The 19472-nt window shown below is 72.0% G+C and carries 15 protein-coding genes; 5 read left to right on the top strand and 10 right to left on the bottom strand.

What is annotated here, in order from left to right; translation table 11 throughout:
* Positions 1 to 411: 411 nt before the first annotated feature.
* The 4 genes from AB0E05_RS33285 to AB0E05_RS33270 all read right to left on the bottom strand — a co-directional run bounded on the left by AB0E05_RS33285 (position 412) and on the right by AB0E05_RS33270 (position 4012).
* The gene (locus AB0E05_RS33285; protein WP_361970740.1) at positions 412 to 1350 is read right to left on the bottom strand and encodes a hypothetical protein; all 939 of its coding nucleotides are present in this window, start codon (positions 1348 to 1350) and stop codon (positions 412 to 414) included.
* Positions 1351 to 1363: 13 nt separating this feature from the next.
* On the bottom strand, positions 1364 to 1660 hold the full coding sequence (locus tag AB0E05_RS33280; protein ID WP_361544292.1) for a DUF4193 domain-containing protein: 297 nt from the start codon (positions 1658 to 1660) through the stop codon (positions 1364 to 1366).
* 461 nt (positions 1661 to 2121) lie between these two features.
* On the bottom strand, positions 2122 to 3354 hold the full coding sequence (locus tag AB0E05_RS33275; RefSeq protein ID WP_361970738.1) for a HAMP domain-containing sensor histidine kinase: 1233 nt from the start codon (positions 3352 to 3354) through the stop codon (positions 2122 to 2124).
* Positions 3355 to 3358: 4 nt separating this feature from the next.
* Entirely contained in the window at positions 3359 to 4012 is a 654-nt protein-coding gene (locus AB0E05_RS33270) for a response regulator transcription factor (protein ID WP_361970737.1), read from the bottom strand.
* Positions 4013 to 4389: 377 nt separating this feature from the next.
* On the opposite strand from AB0E05_RS33270, the gene AB0E05_RS33265 reads away from it, so the two are divergent.
* Positions 4390 to 4557 carry a hypothetical protein gene (locus AB0E05_RS33265; RefSeq protein WP_361970735.1) on the top strand — a complete coding sequence of 56 codons (168 nt, stop codon included), beginning with the start codon at positions 4390 to 4392 and terminating at the stop codon, positions 4555 to 4557.
* Positions 4558 to 4768: 211 nt separating this feature from the next.
* Here AB0E05_RS33265 and AB0E05_RS33260 read toward each other — a convergent pair whose 3' ends face one another.
* Positions 4769 to 5578 (bottom strand): inositol monophosphatase family protein, encoded by an 810-nt coding sequence (locus AB0E05_RS33260; RefSeq protein WP_361970733.1) that lies wholly within the window; start codon positions 5576 to 5578, stop codon positions 4769 to 4771.
* Positions 5579 to 5622: 44 nt separating this feature from the next.
* Positions 5623 to 6750, bottom strand: coding sequence for a ferrochelatase (locus AB0E05_RS33255; RefSeq protein WP_361970731.1), 1128 nt, complete (start codon positions 6748 to 6750; stop codon positions 5623 to 5625).
* A gap of 201 nt (positions 6751 to 6951) precedes the next feature.
* Between AB0E05_RS33255 and AB0E05_RS33250 the strand changes: the two genes are divergently transcribed.
* Positions 6952 to 8202 (top strand): MFS transporter, encoded by a 1251-nt coding sequence (locus AB0E05_RS33250; protein WP_361970729.1) that lies wholly within the window; start codon positions 6952 to 6954, stop codon positions 8200 to 8202.
* The gene (locus AB0E05_RS33245; protein WP_361970727.1) at positions 8156 to 9481 is read left to right on the top strand and encodes a D-arabinono-1,4-lactone oxidase; all 1326 of its coding nucleotides are present in this window, start codon (positions 8156 to 8158) and stop codon (positions 9479 to 9481) included. The genes AB0E05_RS33250 and AB0E05_RS33245 overlap by 47 nt, the downstream gene beginning before the upstream one ends.
* Here the strand turns inward: AB0E05_RS33245 and AB0E05_RS33240 are convergent.
* Positions 9478 to 10440, bottom strand: a complete 963-nt coding sequence (locus AB0E05_RS33240; protein ID WP_361970726.1) for a hypothetical protein — start codon at positions 10438 to 10440, stop codon at positions 9478 to 9480. The two genes, AB0E05_RS33245 and AB0E05_RS33240, sit on opposite strands and share 4 nt — an antisense overlap.
* Positions 10441 to 10994: 554 nt before the next feature.
* Between AB0E05_RS33240 and sepH the strand changes: the two genes are divergently transcribed.
* Positions 10995 to 12092, top strand: a complete 1098-nt coding sequence (sepH, locus tag AB0E05_RS33235) for a septation protein SepH (protein WP_361970724.1) — start codon at positions 10995 to 10997, stop codon at positions 12090 to 12092.
* A 282-nt stretch (positions 12093 to 12374) separates the two neighbouring features.
* On the opposite strand, the gene AB0E05_RS33230 is transcribed toward sepH, so the two are convergent.
* The 3 genes from AB0E05_RS33230 to AB0E05_RS33220 all read right to left on the bottom strand — a co-directional run bounded on the left by AB0E05_RS33230 (position 12375) and on the right by AB0E05_RS33220 (position 15426).
* Complete coding sequence (locus AB0E05_RS33230; RefSeq protein ID WP_361970746.1) at positions 12375 to 13106, bottom strand: gamma-glutamyl-gamma-aminobutyrate hydrolase family protein; 732 nt, start codon at positions 13104 to 13106, stop codon at positions 12375 to 12377.
* A gap of 223 nt (positions 13107 to 13329) precedes the next feature.
* Positions 13330 to 13917, bottom strand: a complete 588-nt coding sequence (locus tag AB0E05_RS33225; RefSeq protein WP_361970722.1) for a MarR family transcriptional regulator — start codon at positions 13915 to 13917, stop codon at positions 13330 to 13332.
* 534 nt (positions 13918 to 14451) lie between these two features.
* On the bottom strand, positions 14452 to 15426 hold the full coding sequence (locus tag AB0E05_RS33220) for a ParB/RepB/Spo0J family partition protein (protein WP_361970720.1): 975 nt from the start codon (positions 15424 to 15426) through the stop codon (positions 14452 to 14454).
* Between the two features lie 151 nt (positions 15427 to 15577).
* Between AB0E05_RS33220 and AB0E05_RS33215 the strand changes: the two genes are divergently transcribed.
* Positions 15578 to 19366: a BTAD domain-containing putative transcriptional regulator gene (locus AB0E05_RS33215; RefSeq protein ID WP_361970718.1), complete on the top strand. Its 3789-nt coding sequence runs from the start codon at positions 15578 to 15580 to the stop codon at positions 19364 to 19366.
* Positions 19367 to 19472: the final 106 nt, after the last annotated feature.

Genomic DNA, 19472 nt, shown 5'->3' with positions numbered 1-19472 from the left:
CACAGCCATCTGGCACAACTGGACCACCAACGCCAAGATCAAACGCTCTCTAATCGCTTACGACCACTGACAGCATTCGGACTCATTCATCTAGGAGGCCGGGCCGCCCCCTCGGGGGCCGGGAGCCGCCCTCACGGGCCCTGACGGGCTCTGGAACGGACCGTGGAGGGCTTCCCGGCCCGGATGACGACCGACCCCCTCATCGGAGCGGACCGGGGGAGAGGTGATCCGGGCCGTCGAGGGGGTCAGCGGGCCGTCGGGCCGATCGCGCAGACGCGTCCGCGGGAGATTGCGGGAACGCCGGTGGCACCCGAGGGCGCCGATGGCGTGGACGAGGTCCGGCTCAGTGGGCCGGGAAGCCGCCGGGAGAGCGCTCCCGCGAGCGCTCCCGGCGTCGGGGCGAACCCCTGCTCAGCCTTCCAGCTCGCGGGGCCGGGGTGCTTCCAGGGGGTGCCGCGGCGCCTCCAGCGGAGGCAGGTCCTCCAGCGCGTCCCACGGCACCTGGCGGGCCCGGAGGTCCTTGCGGATGCGGTTGGCGAGCTGTCGGGTGTCGCGGCGGTTGATGACGGCGCCCACGGCGGCGCCGACCATGAACGGCAGGAGATTCGGAAGGTTCCGGATCATCCGCTTCATGATCTGCTGGCGCAGCTCGCGCTTGAGCCCGCCGCTCAGCGCCACGTTCTTGTACGTCGACGGCTTGGTCACGTCAATGCTGCGCTCTTCCGACCAGGTGGCCAGATAGATGGTGCTGCGCTCCTTGAGCGTGCCCGGCGGCCGGAGGCCGTAGACCTCGTACAGCTCGGCGATGAGCTTCAGCTCTATCGCCGCCACGCCCGAGATCTCCGCCGCCAGCTCGGCCGGCATGGCGGGCGGTGCGGGCAGCATCGCGGCGGCCCCGATGCCCGCACCCACCGTGGCGGTGCCGTTGGCAGCGCCCGCGACCAGCTTGTCGGCAAGCTGCTCGGGGCTCAGACCGGGGAACTGTCTGCGAAGGGCCGCCAGATCCCGCACCGGGATGCGCGGTGCGTTCTCGATGATCCGGTCGGCGAGGTAGCCGATGGCCGCCTTGGCGCTCTCGCCGCTCTTGCGGACACCTTGGCGCACGCCTGCCAGGCGTCGGGCCCGGGGCTGAGCCGGGACGTCCGCCTGTTCGACGGGGAGGGCTTCGAGCGAGGCCGAGGGGCCCCGCTCAAGGTCTCCCGCACCACGGGGCAGGAGGGCGGCCGTGGGCTCCTGCGGAGGCACGTCGGCCTCCGACGGCTCCGGGCCGCCCCGATACGCCTCCTGATACGTCTCCGACGGCTTCTGCCACCGAAAACGTCGCTTCCTGGACGGTGTCTCGCCTGCCACGACCGACCGGACCCTACTCGCAGTCGCGGCAGATCGGCTGGCCGTTCTTCTCGCGGGCCAGCTGGCTGCGGTGGTGCACGAGGAAGCAGCTCATGCAGGTGAACTCGTCCGCCTGCTTGGGCAGCACCCGGACGGCCAGCTCCTCATTGGAGAGGTCGGCTCCGGGCAGCTCCATGCCCTCTGCGGCCTCGAACTCGTCGACGTCGACGGTCGAGCTGGACTTGTCGTTCCGGCGGGCCTTCAGTTCCTCAAGGCTGTCCGAATCGACGTCGTCATCGGTCTTGCGTGGGGTGTCGTAATCCGTTGCCATGTCGCTCTCCCCCTCTGGGTGTGATTGCGGTGTCTCCAGCGCACGTAACGCGTGAGAGGCCGGACTTGTGCCCGACCTGAGGCGGAGATTTTGCCTCACATCAAGGTCTGTTACTCAATCGACACCCAACCGGATCCCCCAAGAGTGATCGGGTTGGATGGCGATGGGGACCGTACACGATGCGATCAGCGCAGCTCACGGGCGCCACCCCGGGTACTTCCCGTGATCTCGACCCCCGGAAACCCGGACTTTTCCCGGCTTTTCGACGGCTGCATGATCACGCAGAGTGGATGGTCCAAAAATCGTCCCTGTGATCGATCACACAGGGCGGGGTGGAGTATACGCCGGAAAAATTCTGCCTAAAGCGAACAAAGCAGACTGCCCGCGAACATCTGTCCGGATCTTGTCCGGATCCCGCGCGCGATCGCTTCCCACCTGGTCCTCCTCGGCGTCGCGGCACTTCACAGCGGCAACGTGACGCGCATCACGAGACCGCCGCCCTCCCGGGGCTCGGCGACGATGCTGCCGCCGTGGGCCCGCGCCACCGAGCGGACGATGGAGAGGCCCAGACCGACGCCCTTGTCGCTGCCCGTGCGCTCCTGCCGCAGCCGCCGGAACGGCTCGAAGATGTTGTCGATCTCGTACGCCGGGACCACCGGGCCCGTGTTCTCCACGACCAGGACGGCGTGGCCGGGCTGGGTCTCCGTGGTCACCTCCACCCAGCCGTCCTCGGGGACGTTGTACCGGACCGCGTTCTGCACCAGATTGAGCGCGATGCGCTCCAAGAGGACCCCGTTGCCCTGGACGACCGCCGGCGCACGCTCCCCGCGGATCTCCACGCCCCGCTCGTCGGCCTCCGCACGCGTCTGGTCCACCGCACGCGCCGCGACCTCGGCCAGGTCGACCGGTTTGCGCTCCACGATCTGGTTGTCGCTGCGGGCGAGCAGCAGCAGCCCCTCGACGAGCTGCTCACTGCGCTCGTTCGTGGACAGCAGCGTCTTGCCGAGCTGCTGGAGCTCCACCGGGGCGCCCGGGTCGGAGAGGTGGACCTCCAGCAGTGTGCGGTTGATCGCCAGCGGCGTGCGCAGCTCGTGCGACGCGTTGGCGACGAACCGCTGCTGGGCGCTGAAGGCCCGCTCCAGCCGGGCCAGCATCTCGTCGAAGGTGTCCGCCAGCTCCTTGAGCTCGTCCTCCGGGCCGTCCAGCTGGATGCGCCGGGAGAGGTCGGAGCTGGCGACCTGGCGGGCGGTGCGGGTGATCCGGCCCAGCGGGGACAGCACCCGGCCCGCCATCGCGTAGCCGAAGGCGAAGGCGATGATGCTCAGGCCCAGCAGGGCGAAGAGGGAACGGCGCAGCAGGTCGTTCAGGGCCACCTCGCGCTGGTGCGCGAAACACTGCGCGACCGCGTCGGTGAACTCCGAGCCCGTGCCCTGGTTCGGCAGCTCGCACCAACCGGTGGTCGCCTTGACCTGGCCGGACACGAACTGGAACGGCAGGCCGTTGCCGTTGTGCAGGGCCTGGGCCGCGAGCAGGTAGATGATCGACAGCAGCAGGATGCCCGCGATCAGGAACATCCCGCCGTACAGCAGCGTGAGCCGTATCCGGATCGTGGGGCGCAGCAGGGGACGCACCGGGGTGCGCGGGTCCCAGGAGGGCTTCGGCGGCACCTTGGGCGGTGCGGGGACGGTGCCCACCGGATCAGATCCGGTAGCCCGAGCCGGGCACGGTGACGATCACCGGCGGCTCGCCGAGCTTGCGGCGCAGGGTCATCACGGTCACCCGCACCACGTTCGTGAACGGGTCGGTGTTCTCGTCCCACGCCTTCTCCAGGAGCTGCTCGGCCGAGACCACCGCGCCCTCGCTGCGCATCAGCACCTCCAGCACCGCGAACTCCTTCGGGGCGAGCTGGATCTCCCGGCCGTCCCGGAACACCTCCCGGCGGTTCGGGTCCAGCTTGATGCCGGCGCGCTCCAGCACCGGCGGCAGCGGCACGGTCGTGCGCCGCCCGAGCGCCCGCACGCGGGCCGTCAGCTCGGTGAAGGCGAACGGCTTGGGCAGATAGTCGTCCGCGCCCAGCTCCAGGCCCTCCACGCGGTCCGAGACGTCCCCGGACGCGGTCAGCATCAGCACCCGCGTCGGCACGCCCAGCTCCACGATCCTGCGGCACACGTCGTCGCCATGCACCAGCGGCAGATCGCGGTCGAGCACCACCACGTCGTAGTCGTTCACGCCGACGCGCTCCAGGGCAGCCGCGCCGTCGTACACCACGTCGACGGCCATGGCCTCCCGGCGCAGTCCGGTGGCCACCGCATCGGCGAGCAGCTGCTCGTCCTCGACGACGAGTACGCGCACGTCGCGATCCTTCCTCACGGCCCTGTCATCCGTGATCAGGGCATGTCCACACACTGGCTGTGCGCATCCATCCTGCCCGTTACGCGCGTAAACCGGCTGTAAGGCGGGGGAGGGCGGTGCCCGGCGGACGTGGAGGTCCGGTGGATGGTACGGGAATCAACGGGATTTATGGCGGAGTTGAGGTTTCTCTGAGCAAGCGCCGGGGGAGGACGAAAAGACATCCGAGATCACGCCCTGTAAGCGGTGCACCCGTCTGCGCCGCCGGCCTGCCCGATCGGAAGGCAGGGGTGATCATTCCGTCCCCTGGTGCGGCAGCCGTTGCGACAGCGGGACCCGAGGCACACCCCCGTGCCACCGAACGACGACGAGGGGCGCACATGGACGCATTCACCACTGGACTGTTGCAGCGCATAAAGGCCACGGAGAGCGACCTCACGCAGGCCCGCGAGTCGGGTGACCACTTCCTCGCCGACGTGGAGGAGGCGGAGCTGGACGACCTCCGTCGTCTCGCCGCCGAGCACGGCGTCGAACTCAACGCGGCCTGACCCCTGCCTTCGGCCGGTCGACGGATCGGCCCGTCGGGAGAGGTCCGGCGCCGTCCCGTGACGCCGGACCCTGCCCGTCTCCCAGCACCTGACTCGTTCGCTTCACTCACCTGGAACGACGTACCGACCACGCTCTGACCGCACACTTGACCAAGGATTCCGCCTGCCCTGACGCCGGCGACCCGCCCCTGGGGGCGCCGTCAGGAGCCGATCAGTCGTGCCAGGCCCCGAACTCCTCCAGCAGCTCCTGGAGGGGCCCGAAGACCCCGGGGCTGGCCGCCACCGCCAGATCGCGGGTGGGTGCGCCACCGGGCCGGCCGCCCGTGAGCGCGCCCGCTTCGCGGGCGATCAGATCGCCCGCCGCCAGGTCCCAGGGGTGCAGCCCGCGCTCGTAGTAACCGTCGAGACGGCCGGCCGCCACGTCGCACAGGTCCACGGCCGCGGAGCCGCCGCGGCGGATGTCCCGCACCCGCGGGATCAGCCGCTGTGCGACGTCCGCCTGATGACTGCGCACATCCGCCACGTAGTTGAACCCCGTGGACACGAGGGCCTGCTCCAGCGGGGGCGCGGGGCGGCACCGTACCGGCCGGTCGTTCAGGAAGGCGCCGCCGCCCGCGACCGCCCGGCTGGTCTCCCGGCGCATGGGGACCTCGACGACCCCGGCGACGGTCGCGCCGTCGCGCTCGGCCGCGATGGAGACCGCCCACGTCGGCAGCCCGTAGAGGTAGTTCACCGTGCCGTCGAGGGGATCGACGATCCAGCGGACCCCGCTGGTGCCCGTGCTGGCGGCGCCCTCCTCGCCGAGGAAGCCGTCCTCGGGCCGGCGCTCCACGAGGAAGTCCCTGATCAGCTTCTCCGCCGCGAGGTCCATCTCGGTCACCACGTCGATCGGGCTGGACTTGGTCGCGGCGACGCCGAGGTCGTCCGGGCGGCCGTCGCGCAGCAGCCTGCCGGCGCGCCCGGCCGCCTCCAGGGCGAGGGCGAGCAGATCGGACGGCAGCGGGTCACTCGTGGCGGTCACGGCGCTTCCTCACGTACGGGAACGGTTGCGGACACGGGACGACGTCATGCGTACGGACTGTCCACGCCGGCCGCCGCGGGCTTCGGGCTGCGCGCGGGGCAGCACCCCACGGGGCACACGTCGTGCGACGGCCCGAGGGAGCCCAGGGCGCACCGCGGCACGGTCAGCCCGCGCTCGGTCGCCGCCCGCTCCAGCACCAGCTCGCGCACGGCCGCGGCGAATCGCGGATCCGCTCCCACGGTGGCCGAGCGGCGCACCGGGAGTCCCAGCTCCGCCGCCTTCGCCGTCGCCTCGGTGTCCAGGTCGTACAGCACTTCCATGTGGTCCGACACGAAGCCGATGGGCACCATCACCACCGCCGGGGCACCGGAGCCGTGCAGCTCCTCCAGGTGGTCGCAGATGTCGGGCTCCAGCCAGGGGACGTGCGGCGCACCGCTGCGGGACTGGTAGACCAGCTCCCAGGGGCGCTCCACCCCGGTCTCCTCGCGCACCGCGTCCGCGATCAGCCGGGCCACGTCCAGGTGCTGGCGCACGTACGTCCCGCCGTCTCCGTGGTCCGCCACCGGGCCGGAGGCGTCGGCGGACGCGGTGGGGATGGAGTGCGTCGTGAACGCGAGGTGCGCCCCCGCCCGTACGTCCTCGGGCAGGTCGGCCAGGGACGCCAGGACGCCGTCGATCATGGGACGGACGAACCCGGGGTGGTTGAAGAAGTGCCGCAGCTTGTCCACGCGGGGCGGCTCAAGGCCCTCGGCGGCCAGCGCGGCGAGCGCGTCCGCCAGGTTCTCCCGGTACTGCCGGCAGCCCGAGTACGACGCGTAGGCGCTGGTGGCAAGGGTCAGGATCCGTCGGTGGCCGTCCTGGACCATCTCGCGCAGGGTGTCGAGGAGGTACGGCGACCAGTTCCGATTGCCCCAGTACACCGGGAGGTCCAGGGCGTGGTCGACGAAGTCCTTGCGCAGGGCGTCCAACAGGGCGCGGTTCTGGTCGTTGATCGGACTGACCCCGCCGAACAGGAAATAGTGCTGGCCGACCTCTTTGAGGCGCTCCTTGGGGATACCCCGGCCGCGCGTCACGTTCTCCAGGAACGGGACGACGTCGTCCGGGCCCTCGGGGCCGCCGAAGGAGAGCAGCAGCAGGGCGTCGTAGGGGGCGGGGTCACGCTCGTCGGACATGACACCGATCCTGCCACCCGGCACTGACAACGCCGCACCGACCCGTCGCAGCTACCCGCCGTGACTGGTCAACGGGACCGGGAGACCCGAGGTGGAGGCGGGAGCGCGGGACTGCTGTGACTGTGGGGGATACCCCAGTGCGCTGCTCGGATCCGGGTCGTAATCTGTCAACGCCATCCATACGCCTTACCGGAGCCCTTGTTGCCCAGTCCCTACCGCGCCATATTCGCCGCCCCCGGCAGCAAGGCGTTCTCAGCCGCCGGCCTCGTCGGCCGCATGCCGTTGTCGATGATGGGCATCGGCATCGTGACGATGATCTCCCAACTCACCGGCCGCTACGGCCTCGCCGGGGCGCTCTCCGCGACGCTGGCGATGGCGGCGGCCGTCGTCGGCCCCCAGATCTCGCGCCTGGTGGACCGGCACGGCCAGACGAAGGTGCTCCGACCGGCGACCCTGGTGGCGGTGGCCGCAGCGACGGGCCTGATCGTCTGCGCCCTGGCGGGCGCGCCGGACTGGACCCTCTTCGTCTTCGCCGCGGGTGCCGGCTGCGTCCCCAGCGTCGGATCGATGGTGCGCGCCCGCTGGGCCGCGATCTACCGGGGCTCCCCGCGCGATCTGCACACGGCGTACGCCTGGGAGTCGATCGTCGACGAGACGTGCTTCATCTTCGGCCCCATCGTCGCGATCGGACTGTCCACCGCGTGGTTCCCGGCCGCGGGCCCCGTGCTCGCCGGAGCCTTCCTGCTCGTCGGCGTCTTCTGGCTGACCAGCCAGCACGCCACCGAGCCCGTGCCCGCGGCGCGCGAGCACCACACCCCGGGCTCGGCGCTGTCGTCCCCCGGCCTCCAGGTGCTGGTGGTCACCTTCGTCGCGACGGGCGCGATCTTCGGCTCGGTGGACGTCGTCAGCGTCGCCTTCGCCGAGGAGCAGGGCCACAAGGCGGCGGCGAGCCTGGTTCTCGCGGTGTACGCGCTCGGCTCGTGCGTCGCCGGCCTGGTCTTCGGGCTGCTCCACCTCAAGAGTGCGCCCGAGCACCGGTGGCTGGTGGGCGTGTGTGCGATGGCCGTGAGTATGATCCCGCTCCAACTGGTGGGGAACCTGTGGCTGCTGTCCGCGGCCCTCTTCGTCGCCGGCCTGGCCATCGCCCCCACGATGGTCACCACGATGGCGCTGGTCGAAGCGCACGTCCCGAGCACCAAGCTCACCGAGGGCATGACCTGGGTCAGCACCGGCCTCGCGGTCGGCGTGGCGCTCGGCTCCGCCGCGGCGGGCGGTGCGGTCGACGCCTGGGGCGCCGAGCGGGCCTACGGCGTCGCGGGGGTTGCCGGAGCGATGGCCGCCGTGGTGGCGTTCCTGGGATACCGCCGGCTGCGGCAGCCGGCACCGACGCGGGAGGTGCAGCGGGTTGACGGGCACGATCAGCACGGCGAGCGCGACGCGAACATGGCGTAACTGGGCGGGGAACGTCAGCGCCCGCCCGACGAGGGAGGCCGCTCCGGCGTCCGCGTCCGAAGTGGCGGAAGCGGTGCGGCGGGCCGCCGAGGACGGCCTCAAGGTCAAGACGGTCGGTTCGGGGCACTCCTTCACCGCGGTCGCGGCCACCGACGGCCTGCTGATCCGGCCCGACCTGCTCACCGGGATCCGTCGGATCGACCGGACGGCGATGACCGTGACCGTCGAGTCCGGCACGCCCCTCAAGCGCTTGAACGCGGCCCTCGCGCGCGAGGGCCTGTCGCTCACGAACATGGGCGACATCACGGAACAGACCGTCGCGGGTGCCGTCAGCACCGGCACCCACGGCACCGGCCGGGACTCCGGCTCCGCCGCCGCCCAGATCACCGCGCTGGAGATGGTCACCGCCGACGGTTCGCTGATCACCTGCGACGCCCAGCGACACCCGGACGTCTTCGCCGCCGCCCGGATCGGCCTCGGCGCCCTCGGCGTGATCACCGCGATCACCTTCGCCGTGGAGCCCCTCTTCCTGCTGACCGCGCGCGAGGAACCGATGTCCTTCGCCCGGGTCACGCACGACTTCGACGAGCTGTACGCGGAGAACGAGCACTTCGAGTTCTACTGGTTCCCCCACACGGGTAACTGCAACACCAAGCGCAACAACCGCACCCCGGGCCCGCTCGCCCCGGCCGGTGCCGTCAGTGGCTGGATCGACGACGAACTGCTCTCCAACCGGCTGTTCCAGGTCGTCAATTCGCTGGGCCGGGCCGTGCCCGCCACGATTCCGACGGTCGCCAAGATCACCAGCCGCGCCCTGTCCGCGCGCACCTACACCGACATCCCCCACAAGGTCTTCACGACTCCGCGCCGGGTCCGCTTCCTGGAGATGGAGTACGCCGTGCCGCGCGAGGCGTGCGTGGCGGCGCTGCGCGAGGTGAAGGCGATGGTCGAACGCTCCCCGCTGAAGATCAGCTTCCCGGTGGAGGTGCGGACGGCGCCGGCCGACGACATCGCGCTCTCCACCGCCTCCGGCCGCGACAGCGCGTACATCGCCGTGCACGTCTACCGGGGCGCGCCCCACCGGGCGTACTTCACCGCGGTGGAGCGGATCATGACCGCACACGGCGGTCGGCCGCACTGGGGCAAGCTGCACACCCGCGACGCGGAGTACTTCGCCGGGGCGTATCCCCGGTTCGACGAGTTCCTGGCCCTGCGCGACCGACTGGACCCCCAACGCTTGTTCGGCAACGACTACCTGCGGCGGGTCCTCGGCGCCTAGGGCGTGCCCGGGTCCGTCTTGGCGCCCGATCCGGCCGCGCTGCCGGTGCCGGAGCTGTTCGTGCCGTCCTCCGTGCCGGGCTTGCCGTCCGCGGGCGGGGAGGGCTGTGCCGGCGGTGACGCGGGCTGCGAAGGATCGGCGGGATCGGCCGGGTCGGGGGCCGTCGAGGGCTTGGACGACTCCTTGGGATCCGGGGTCGGCTCTGCGGGATCGTCCTGCTGGGACCGGTCGGGGTCGGGCGCGTGTTCCTGCTCCTGCTGCTCCTGTTCGTCCGTCCGCTGCTGGTCGCGTTCGTCGGTCGGCGGGGTGGACGGCGCCTCCTTCGGCGTGGAGCCGCCGCCCTGGCCGCCCCGGACGACGGAGCCGACCGTGGTGCCGTTGCCGCCGTCGAGGCCGGAGCCGGAGAGCATTTCGAACCCGGTGATCCCGGTCATCGCGACGCCGAAGACCACGGCCGCGGCGACCAGGGGGCGCTTCCAGCCCCGGACGCGGGTGCCGTGGGTGGTGGGCGCGCTGAAATCGCCGTCGCCGTTCCCGTCCCGTACGGCCGTTCCGTCGGGACTGTGGGGACCGTCGGTTCCGTGTACGCCGTGCGCGGCCTGGGGCCACACGGCCGTCGCGTCCAGCGGCTCGACCGGTGCGTACGGGCCGTCGGGCACCGCGGAAACGGCGGGCTGGGTCGCTGGGCCGGGGCGGCGGAGACGACTCGGCCGGGTGGTGGCGCCGCGTATCTGGTCACCCGTACGGCTGAAGAGGTGCTGGAAGACCGAGCCGCCGCAGGTGGCGACGACGCTGACCACGCCGGCGCCGATGATCGTGCCGTAAACGCCGAGCCTGGAGGCGAGCACGGCCGCCGCGACGGCCGCGAGGGCGCTGCCGGCCACCTGGGGGACGCTCAGATCCAGCCGTCGCCCGGTGTGTTCCTCACGCGTCGCGTCCAGGTCGCCGGGGTCGTCCAACGGGGCCCTCGATGGGTCTCTCAGGTCCCGTACGTCCCGAGTGTCCTGCTGGTTTTCCTCCCGGTCGTACCGGTGTGCACCGGTATCCGGCCTCTGATGCATCTTCAGTCCCTACTTGCCTTTCTTCCAAACCTGTACGCAAGAGGGACAGATGAGCGAAGTGATTAGTTCCCTTTGGGAAGGTTCTGTGAACCAGAACACGCGTCTTCCGCGCCTCGTCGTCGAACTGTGGTGAGCGTCGCGAACTTCGATGGCGCGGCAGTCCACTCCCATGGCCCGAATGGAGTACTGTGGCGAGCCCTGGGCCCGAGCTCCCTCACGGGTGTCCGGACCTCGGGAAAGGGGGCCGAAAGCGGCGCTCGAACCGGCGGCGCCGTGATACCGCACGGAAATCTGCACGCAGAGTGACGTTCAGTCACGCTGAGTGGCCAACAGGTAACCGTGCCATAACGGCGATCACGGGCACGTGCCCGACACGCCGGGCAACTCGACAAGGTTGTGGCAGGCTGCACCCGGGCAGGCCACACTCGACTAGCGGAAGCAGCGACGCACAGGTGACGTCGGCAGGCACCACCCGGGAGGTCCCCATGCCCGAACTGCGTGTCGTGGCCGTCTCCAACGACGGCACACGACTGGTGCTCAAGGCTGCGGACAACACGGAGTACACCCTTCCGATCGACGAGCGGCTGCGCGCAGCCGTACGCAACGACCGTGCGCGGCTCGGTCAGATCGAGATCGAGGTGGAGAGCCACCTCCGCCCCCGTGACATCCAGGCGCGGATACGTGCCGGTGCCTCGGCGGAAGAGGTGGCCCAACTGGCCGGCATTCCGGTCGAGAGGGTGCGCCGCTTCGAAGGTCCGGTGCTGGCGGAGCGCGCCTTCATGGCGGAGCGCGCCCGCAAGACCCCCGTGCGCCGTCCGGGCGAGAACTCCGGTCCGCAGCTCGGTGAGGCCGTGCAGGAGCGATTGGTGCTCCGCGGCGCGGACAAGGACACCGTCCTGTGGGACTCCTGGCGCCGCGACGACGGCACCTGGGAAGTCCTGTTGGTCTACCGGGTCGCCGGTGAGACGCACTCCGCGACGTGGACGTACGACCCGCCGCGCAGGCTGGTGCAGGCCGTCGACGACGAGGCGCGCGCGCTGATCGGCGAGACGGACGACACGATCGCGGCGCACGAGCCGAGTCTGCCGTTCGTGCCGCGGATCGCCCGTCTGCCCAGGGACCGGCCGCTGGACCGGACCGGGGACCGCCCGTCGGACCGCGACCGCACGACCGGGAGCGGTACGCACGGCCCTTCGTCGAGCGAGGACGGCGGCGGGGAGCGGGACTCCCTGACGAGCCTCCTGGAGGCCGTGCCGAGCTTCCGCGGCGACCTGGTCGTACCGGAACGGGTGAATCCGGCCGAGTCGCCGTCCGAGCCGGCCCAGGAGCCCGAGGCGGCGGAGGAGCCAGTCGCGCCCGCGGCGTCGGCGGGCGCCGGGTCCGCGTACGCCGATGTGCTGATGCCCCGTTCCGTGGCCGGCCACCGGGACCGTCTGGTCGGTACGACGGACCGTCAGGCCGAGGCGGACGGCGTCCGTCCGGGGCGCAGGGCCGCGGTGCCGAGCTGGGACGAGATCGTCTTCGGTACGCGTCGCAAGAAGCAGGACTGAGGGCCGTACCGGCCCTGATGACGAGCAGGGTCCCCGATCAACGGGGCCCCTGCTCGTTGTTGTGCGCTACTGCGTCCGGCGGCATGCCCTGGCGCAGCATCTGTTCTGAAGCCTCGTCGATCGTCGACAGCGCGGCCGGATCCGCCCGGGGGAGCGCGACACGATGTCGAGCTCGGGCGGCTGGTACGGCTCCAGCCGCTCCGACGCCTCGATCGGCTCCGCCCGGCGCAGCGCCGCGCGAGCACCCCAGGCCGCTCTCCCCACCGGTACGCCCGCCGGTCGTCAGCGCGGGGCGTCGCCCGCCGCCGCTTGGACGAACGCGTCGAAGATGCGTTGCTGTGCGGGGTCGTCCTGGGCGGTGTCCTCGGGGTGCCACTGGACCGCCGTCAACCAGCCCTTCGCGCCGAGCAGTTCCAGGGCCTCCGGGGTGCCGTCGGCCGCCCGTGCGGTGATCCGCAGGCCGTCGCCCAGCCGGGCGACCCGTTGGTGGTGGTAGCAGGAGACCTCCGCCTTCTCGCCGCCGACGATCCGGGCGATCCGTGAACCGGGCCGCAGGGCCACCGGGTGGACCGTGTGCCGGTGCTCGTGCGCGGGTCCGTCCACGTCCTGGCGCAGGGTGCCCCCGAGCACGGTGTTGACGACCTGGAGGCCCCGGCAGACGGCGAGCGTCGGCAGCCCCGTGCGCAGCGCCTGGCGGGCCGATTCGAGGTCGAAGCCGTCCTGCTCGGCGTGCACGTCGTACAGCCGCTCGTGCGGCGCGCCCCCCTCGCCGTAGCGATCCGGTGCGATGTCGCCGCCGCCGGGCAGTAGGACGCCGTCGAAGCGGGTGAGGCGGGCGGCCACGTCGGCTGCGTAGGCGAAGCCGCCCGGGGCGTACGGGTGGATGGTGACGGGCTCGCCGCCGGCCCGCCACACCGCCTCGACGAGCGCACGGGCGCTGACTTCGGCGGCGTACCGCAGCGCGGAGGCGGACGCGGAGAAACGGGCGGGGATCGCGATCAACGGTCTCGGCAGGGTCACGGCTGATCCAAGGGGGGTGTTCGCCCCGACCGTCGCCGACGGAGGGACGCAAAAGCGCACGAGGGGGTGGTCGGCGGCGGGTGTGCGCGGGGTGGTCAGCTGGGAAGCGCACGCGCCGTCGAGCGGATCGTATGGCGCCAAACGAACTGTCGGCAAGAGCAATGGACCGGGCCGGACCCGCGCGGTCGGCGCGCCCGCCGGACCGCCGGCGAACGGATCAGGTGCGCGGGGCGTCCTTGGCGCGCCGCCGCCCGCTGCGGCGCGGCACCGGCGGCTCGCCGTCGAGGAGTTGCCGCCGGCGCTCCTCGCCGTGCGCCTCGATCTGCACCACCACGCGCCGCAGCGCGTCTGCCGTCCGTCGGCTCTCCTCGTCGCTGAGCTGGGCGGCGACGAAGACCTCCTCCTCGTTGAACTGCGGGAAGAGGCTCTGCATCAGTTCCTCGCCCTCGTCGGTGAGGGAGAGCAGCACGCGCCGGCCGTCGGAGGGGTGCTCGCTGCGGCGCACGAGTCCCCGCGACGCCAAGGTGCGGGCCACCCCCGTCAGCGTGCCCTTGGAGATGCCGGCTTCCGCGGCGACCAGACGGGTCTCCATCCGGCCCCAGATCCAGACGACCCACAGCACGACGAAACCGGTCCAGGTCAGATCGGAGCCGCGCAGCACGGAGTTCTCGACGTGCTGGCGCACCGCGGCGGCGGCGCGGTGGATGTTGCCCACCATGGCCATCTGGTCGTGGTGGACGGGCGCTTCGCCCAGTTTGGCCCGGATCATTCGCTCGGTCTCGGCGATGGGTCGCTGACCAGGCACGGACCCTCCTCTGGCTGATGGCTGAGCTGATGACCGAAGACGGTCGACCGGGGTGCGCGGGGTGTCCGGCGGTCCGGCTGTCCGCGTCAGATCATAGGTGGCCGTCCGAGGAGGGGACCTGGCGCCGCCTTCGGGCCAGCGCTCGGAGTCGCCCCTGCGCGCCCTGGACAAGGGGCGGGGACGAACAAGAGGGCGCGAACGAACACGAAGGCCAGGAACGAACAAGAGGCTCGGGATGAACAAGAAGGTCGGGGGCGAGCAGGGAGGCCAGGCATGAGAGGGGAGAACGGGAACGAACGAAAGCCGGTCGCGGATCGGTCGCGACCGGTCGATCGGGGGCGTACGGAGCGCTGGGACGCGTACGAACTGGTCAGGGGCGTACGCGGCGCTCGGCGGTGCATCTGACGCCCGGAGGCGTGCGTAGTGCTCCCTCCGCGCTGTGGTCGCAGCGCGGAGGAGTCGACCGGCCCGACCGCAGCTCACGGCGGGCCGCTCGCGACGCTCAGGTCGCTCGACGGCGCGTGCAGGGCTCGTTCACGCGCGTCGCGGGGACGCCATCCTTGCCGCCCGGGCCTCCTTCTCCGCCTCCTGCCACAGCCGCCGCAGCATCCGGGCCCGTTCGGCCGGACGCATCCGGGAGATCGCGATCTCCGCACACGCGACGCCGTCCGCCCACGGCATCGTCACCACTCCGCGCTGCCGCGGAATGCTCGTCACCCCGGCCTGGTGCGGCAGTCGGTGCGGTTGACGCAGGTCCACGCCCCGGGCGCCCGCCCCCCGCCCCTCCGCGCCGCGCGACTCGGACGCCGCAGCGCGGGCGTCGGCCCGCTGCTTCTGCTGCTGCGGGCTGAGTCGGGAGAGGTTGCGCACGTGCACCACCTTGCGCCGACCCGCGAGGAGGTCGGCCTGGAGCTCCGGGCCGAGTTCCAGGACGGACAGCTTGGAGGAGATCGTGGACTGGGCGATCCCCAGGCGCTTGGCCGCCTTGTTCTGGGATCCGTAGAACTCCACCAGCTTCTTCAGCGCGTACGCCTGCTCCAGCGGGTTCATGTCGTCGCGGTGGACATTGGCCACGAAGGCCGCTTCGAGCAGGGAGCGGTCGGTGGACACGAGGGCGTCGTCGACGCTGACGCGGACGGTGGTCAGGCCGGCCGCGCGCGCCGCTTCCAGCCGACGGTGACCGTCGACCACGATGTAGCGGGCGTTCGGGTCGAGCTCGGTGGCGCGGGAGGGCCGCTCGCGTATGTACGCCTCGACGGACGCGACCGTGATGGCGTTGACGAGCCCGATCTCGCGGATGCTCGTCGTCAGCGGCTGGAGGTCCCGCAGCGCCTCGCGAGGATTGTCGGGGTTGCGGCCGATCGCGCTCAGCAACAGCTCCGACGGGTGGATGGTGTCCTGGTCCGCGAGGGGGTTGCCGTTCGCGGCGGATTTCGGGTGGGAGTGGATTCTGGTCTCGGATCGTGACTGGTCGGTCCTGTCGGTCTCGATGAACATATCGGAAGACATGCTGGTGAGCCCTTTCGTCTTGCCTGCCGCCCGAGTTCCCCGTGTTCTAGCCCGAGCTGGGACGAATCTTCCAGAGCCCTCCGGCCAGAGCCTGGCCAAGTGGTTGCCAATCGCTTGCCACGGAGCGGACTGATTGCGGAGGATTCACGACATGACCGATGGGGGAATGCGGTTCCGGATCCTGGGCGGCTTGGAGTGGCTCGCCCAAGGCGCCTCGCTCAGGATCGGGCGGCGGCGCGAACGGCTGCTGCTCGGGCTGCTGTTGCTGGAGTTCGGACGCGTGGTGCCGGCGAACCGACTGATCAATCTGCTCTGGGACGAGGGGCCCAAACCGTCGAGCGTCCGCGGCAGCCTCCAGGTCCACGTCTCGCGGCTGCGCGGCCGGTTCACCGCCGAGGACGCGGAGCAGTACGGCTTCGCCCTGGTCAAGTCCGGTGACGGCTATCTGATCGAGGGCGATCCCAGCGCCGTCGACCTGCACCGCTTCCGCTATTCGCTGCAACGCGCGGAGCGGGCCGAGAACCTCGTCGAACGGCTCCGTCTGCTCGACCGCGCCCTCGCCGACTGGGGCGGCCCGGTGCTCGCCGGCACCGCGCCGGACGGGCTGGTCCGCCGACTGGGTGCCGGCTTCGAGGAGTCGTACATCTCCGCGGTCACCCAGCGCGCCGAGGCCCGACTGCTGCTGGGCCGGCGCGAACTCGTCCTGGAGGAGCTGGCGCGGGCCACCGCCGAACACCCGCACCACGAACGCCTCGCCATGCTGCGGATGATCGCCCTCTACCGCGCCGACCACCGCGGCGAGGCGCTGGAGGTCTACAACGAGACCAGGAGCCGGCTCGCCGAGGACCTGGGGCTCGACCCCGGCGCCGACCTCCAGCACGTACAGCGCATGATCCTGCACGCCGACCCCATGCTGATGGACGACGAGGTCATTCCGCGCACCGAACGCGGACGCATCGATCCGAGCGGCCGGGTGGGGTGGTTCGTCTCCGGCGTGCCCGAGCCGCGGGGCCGAGGCGACCAGCACGGCGCGGGCGAACCGCACCGCCTGCCGGGCGGCGGACGCGGCAGGTCCGACGGATGGCAAGACCCCGCCAGTCCGCCCCTCGCCCCCGCAGCGAGCGGCCCGCGCGGTCCGAGCGACGAGGGCGCCCCGGCCAGTTGGGGCGTTGCGGAGCCCGGCGACGCCGACGGCACGGCGTACGAGCGGCACCAGCCCCACGACCGCAACCGGCCCCAGGGGCTCCGCCACGACGAGGGCCACGGCCACGGCCCCGGCCACCACCAGGGCCATCCGCTCGACCAGGGCCGTCGGTCCGCGCCCGGCGAGGCGTACGGGCAGGGACGCGGTCACGGCTCCGGCACACGCCCCCAGGACCCCGCGCGCCCCGCGCATCCGCAGATCCCTGCACGCCCCCTCATTCCCGTGCACCCCCCGGCGCACGACCACGCCCGGCCCCAGGACCACGCCCGCGCCCACGACCAGGTCGCCGACGAGCCCGTGCGCCCCGAGGCCGAATCCGTCCAGAGCCACTCCCGGACGGGCGCCTTCATCGGCCGCGCCAAGGAACTGGCCCAGCTCGGCCGGCTCGTCGAGGACGCCAGCGGCGGCTCGGGCGTGCTGATGATCGTCGGCCCCGCCGGCAGCGGCAAGACCGCGCTCGCGCTCCAGTGGTGCCGCGGCTCCCGCGACGCCTTCCCCGACGGCCAGCTCTTCCTCGACCTGCGCGGCCACAGCGACGAGAGCCCCATGGGCCCCAAGGAAGCGCTCTCCGGACTGCTGCGCGCCCTCGGCACCCCGTACCAGGACATCCCGTGCGACCTCGCCGAGATGGCGGAGCTGTACCAGCGCACCCTGTGCGACCGACGCGTCCTCATCCTCCTCGACAACGCCGAGTCGGCCGCCCAGGTGCGGCAACTGCTCCCGTACGACACCGGCTGCCTCGCCCTGGTCACCAGCCGCAACCGCCTGGGCTCCCTGATCGTCACCCATGGCGCGTCCATGCTGCCGCTGCGCCCGCTGGCCGCGGACGACGCCAAGGAACTCGTCCGCAGCGTCGTGGGCCGGCGCCGGTCCGCCGCCGAGCCCGACGCGCTCGCCGAACTCGTCGCCATGTGCGGACGGAGCCCGCTCGCCCTGCGCATCGCCGCCGCCAACCTCGCGCTGCACCCGGAAGGGCTGATCGCGCAGCACGTGCGGGAGCTGCGGTCCGGCAACCCCCTGGAGACCCTGGCGGTCGCCGGCGACCCCGACTCCGCCGTGCGCAGGGCCTTCGAACTGTCGTACCGCCGACTCGACGCGGAGGCCCGGGACGCCTTCAGGACGCTGGGCATCCTGCCCGGGCCGGCCACCACGGTGCCCGCCGTCGCAGCGCTCCTCGGACGGTCCGTCGCCGCCACCGTGGCCATCCTCGACCGCCTCTTCGCGGAACACCTCGTCGAACTCGTCGGACGCGACCGGCTGCGACTGCACGACCTCATCTGGTGGTACGCCCGGCTGCTGGTCGACGCGGAGGACCCGGTGGCCGCCCAGCGGGAGGCCCGCCGCCGGCTGCTGCGGTGGTACGTGGCCTCCGCGGACTCGGCGGCCCGCTGCCTCTACCCGCAGATGCTGCGCCTGGAGGTGACCCCCTTGGGCCCGGAGGCCCGGCCCGCGACCTTCGACGACCCCCAGCGGGCGGCCGACTGGTTCGACGCCGAACACGCCGAGCTGGTGCGGCTGATCGAGGCCGAAGCAGCGGCCGGCACGAGCCCGACGGACGATGGCGCCGCCGCGCCGCCCGACGCCAGCGTGTGGATCCTCGCGGACATCCTGCGCGGCTACTTCTGGCTTCGTCGACACACCAACGCCTGGATCACCGTGGCTTCCCTCGCCCTGGCCACCGCGCGCGAGGGCGGGGACTTCCGCGGCCAGGCCGCGGCCCAACAGAGCCTGGGCCTCGCCCGCTTCACCATGGGCGACCTGGAGCGCAGCAAGCACCACTTCGAACTCGCCATCGAGCTGGCCCGGTGCGCCGGCTGGGGCGTGGGCGAGTCGGTCGCCCTGTCGAACCTCGCCGGGGTCTCCGGCGACCTCGGGCTGCTCAGCCAGGCGGCGGAGTACTACGGCCAGTCCATCGCCATCGACCGCAAGCTGCGCCGCAGCCCCTCCCAGCCCCTGCTCGGCCTGGGAGAGGTGCTGCACGGCATGGGACGGCTGCGGGAGGCGGAGCGGCTGTGCCGACGCGCCCTCGCGCTCTCCCACAAGATCGGCGCGCCCGACAGCGTCTCGCGGATCAGTTGCAGCCTGGCGACCATCTCGCTGGACCTCGGGCTCCTGGTCACCGCCCAGGAGTTGGCCGTGACCTCACAGCGCGGCTTCCAGGCCATCGGCAACCTCCCCGGCGAGGCGGAGGTGCTCAGCGTCCTCGCCATGATCGGCGCGGAGGCGGGCGACGGACAGGGCGCGCTGCGGGCGGCGCTCACCGCCTGTCGGCTCAGCAGGCGCTCCGGACGGCCGCGGCTGCGCATGGACGCCATGATCGCGATGGGGCACGCCCGGTACCAACTCGGCCAGTACGAGCGCGCCTTCGAGCACTTCCGCATCGCCCACCGGACCGCCGAGGGCATCGGCTATCTGAAGGGCCGCACGATGGCCCTTCTCGGGCTCGGCGTCTGCGCGGCCCGACTGCGCCGTCCGCTGGAGGCACTGGGGTACGCGGCCTCCGCGCTCACCCTCGCGAAGGAGTCCCAGCTCAGGCTTCTGGAAGGCCAGGCGCAGGCCGTCATCGCGCTCTCCCAGGGGGCGTGCGGGGACACCAACTCGGCCGCGCGCGCCGGCAGGCTCGCCCTCGACATCTACACCAGCACCGGCTACCGCCCGCTGCACTCGCCCTTCGGCCGGCCCGTGGAGGGCATCCACCCGGAGGACGGGTTCGCGGAGGTGTTCCTCCGCTGCTGAGGCGTGCGGGACGGCGGCGCGCGGGGCGTACGGGGGCGTGCGCCCCGGTGCGCCCGTGACGGGAGTCACGCGCGCGTGCGGCGGCGAAGGGCGGGCGTACGGGCGT

It is taken from the genome of Streptomyces sp. NPDC048057 (genome assembly GCF_040653095.1).
Taxonomy (GTDB): Bacteria; Actinomycetota; Actinomycetes; order Streptomycetales; family Streptomycetaceae; genus Streptomyces.
Note: the sequence above shows the minus strand (reverse complement) of the source record. Positions and strands in the feature narration are given on the sequence as shown.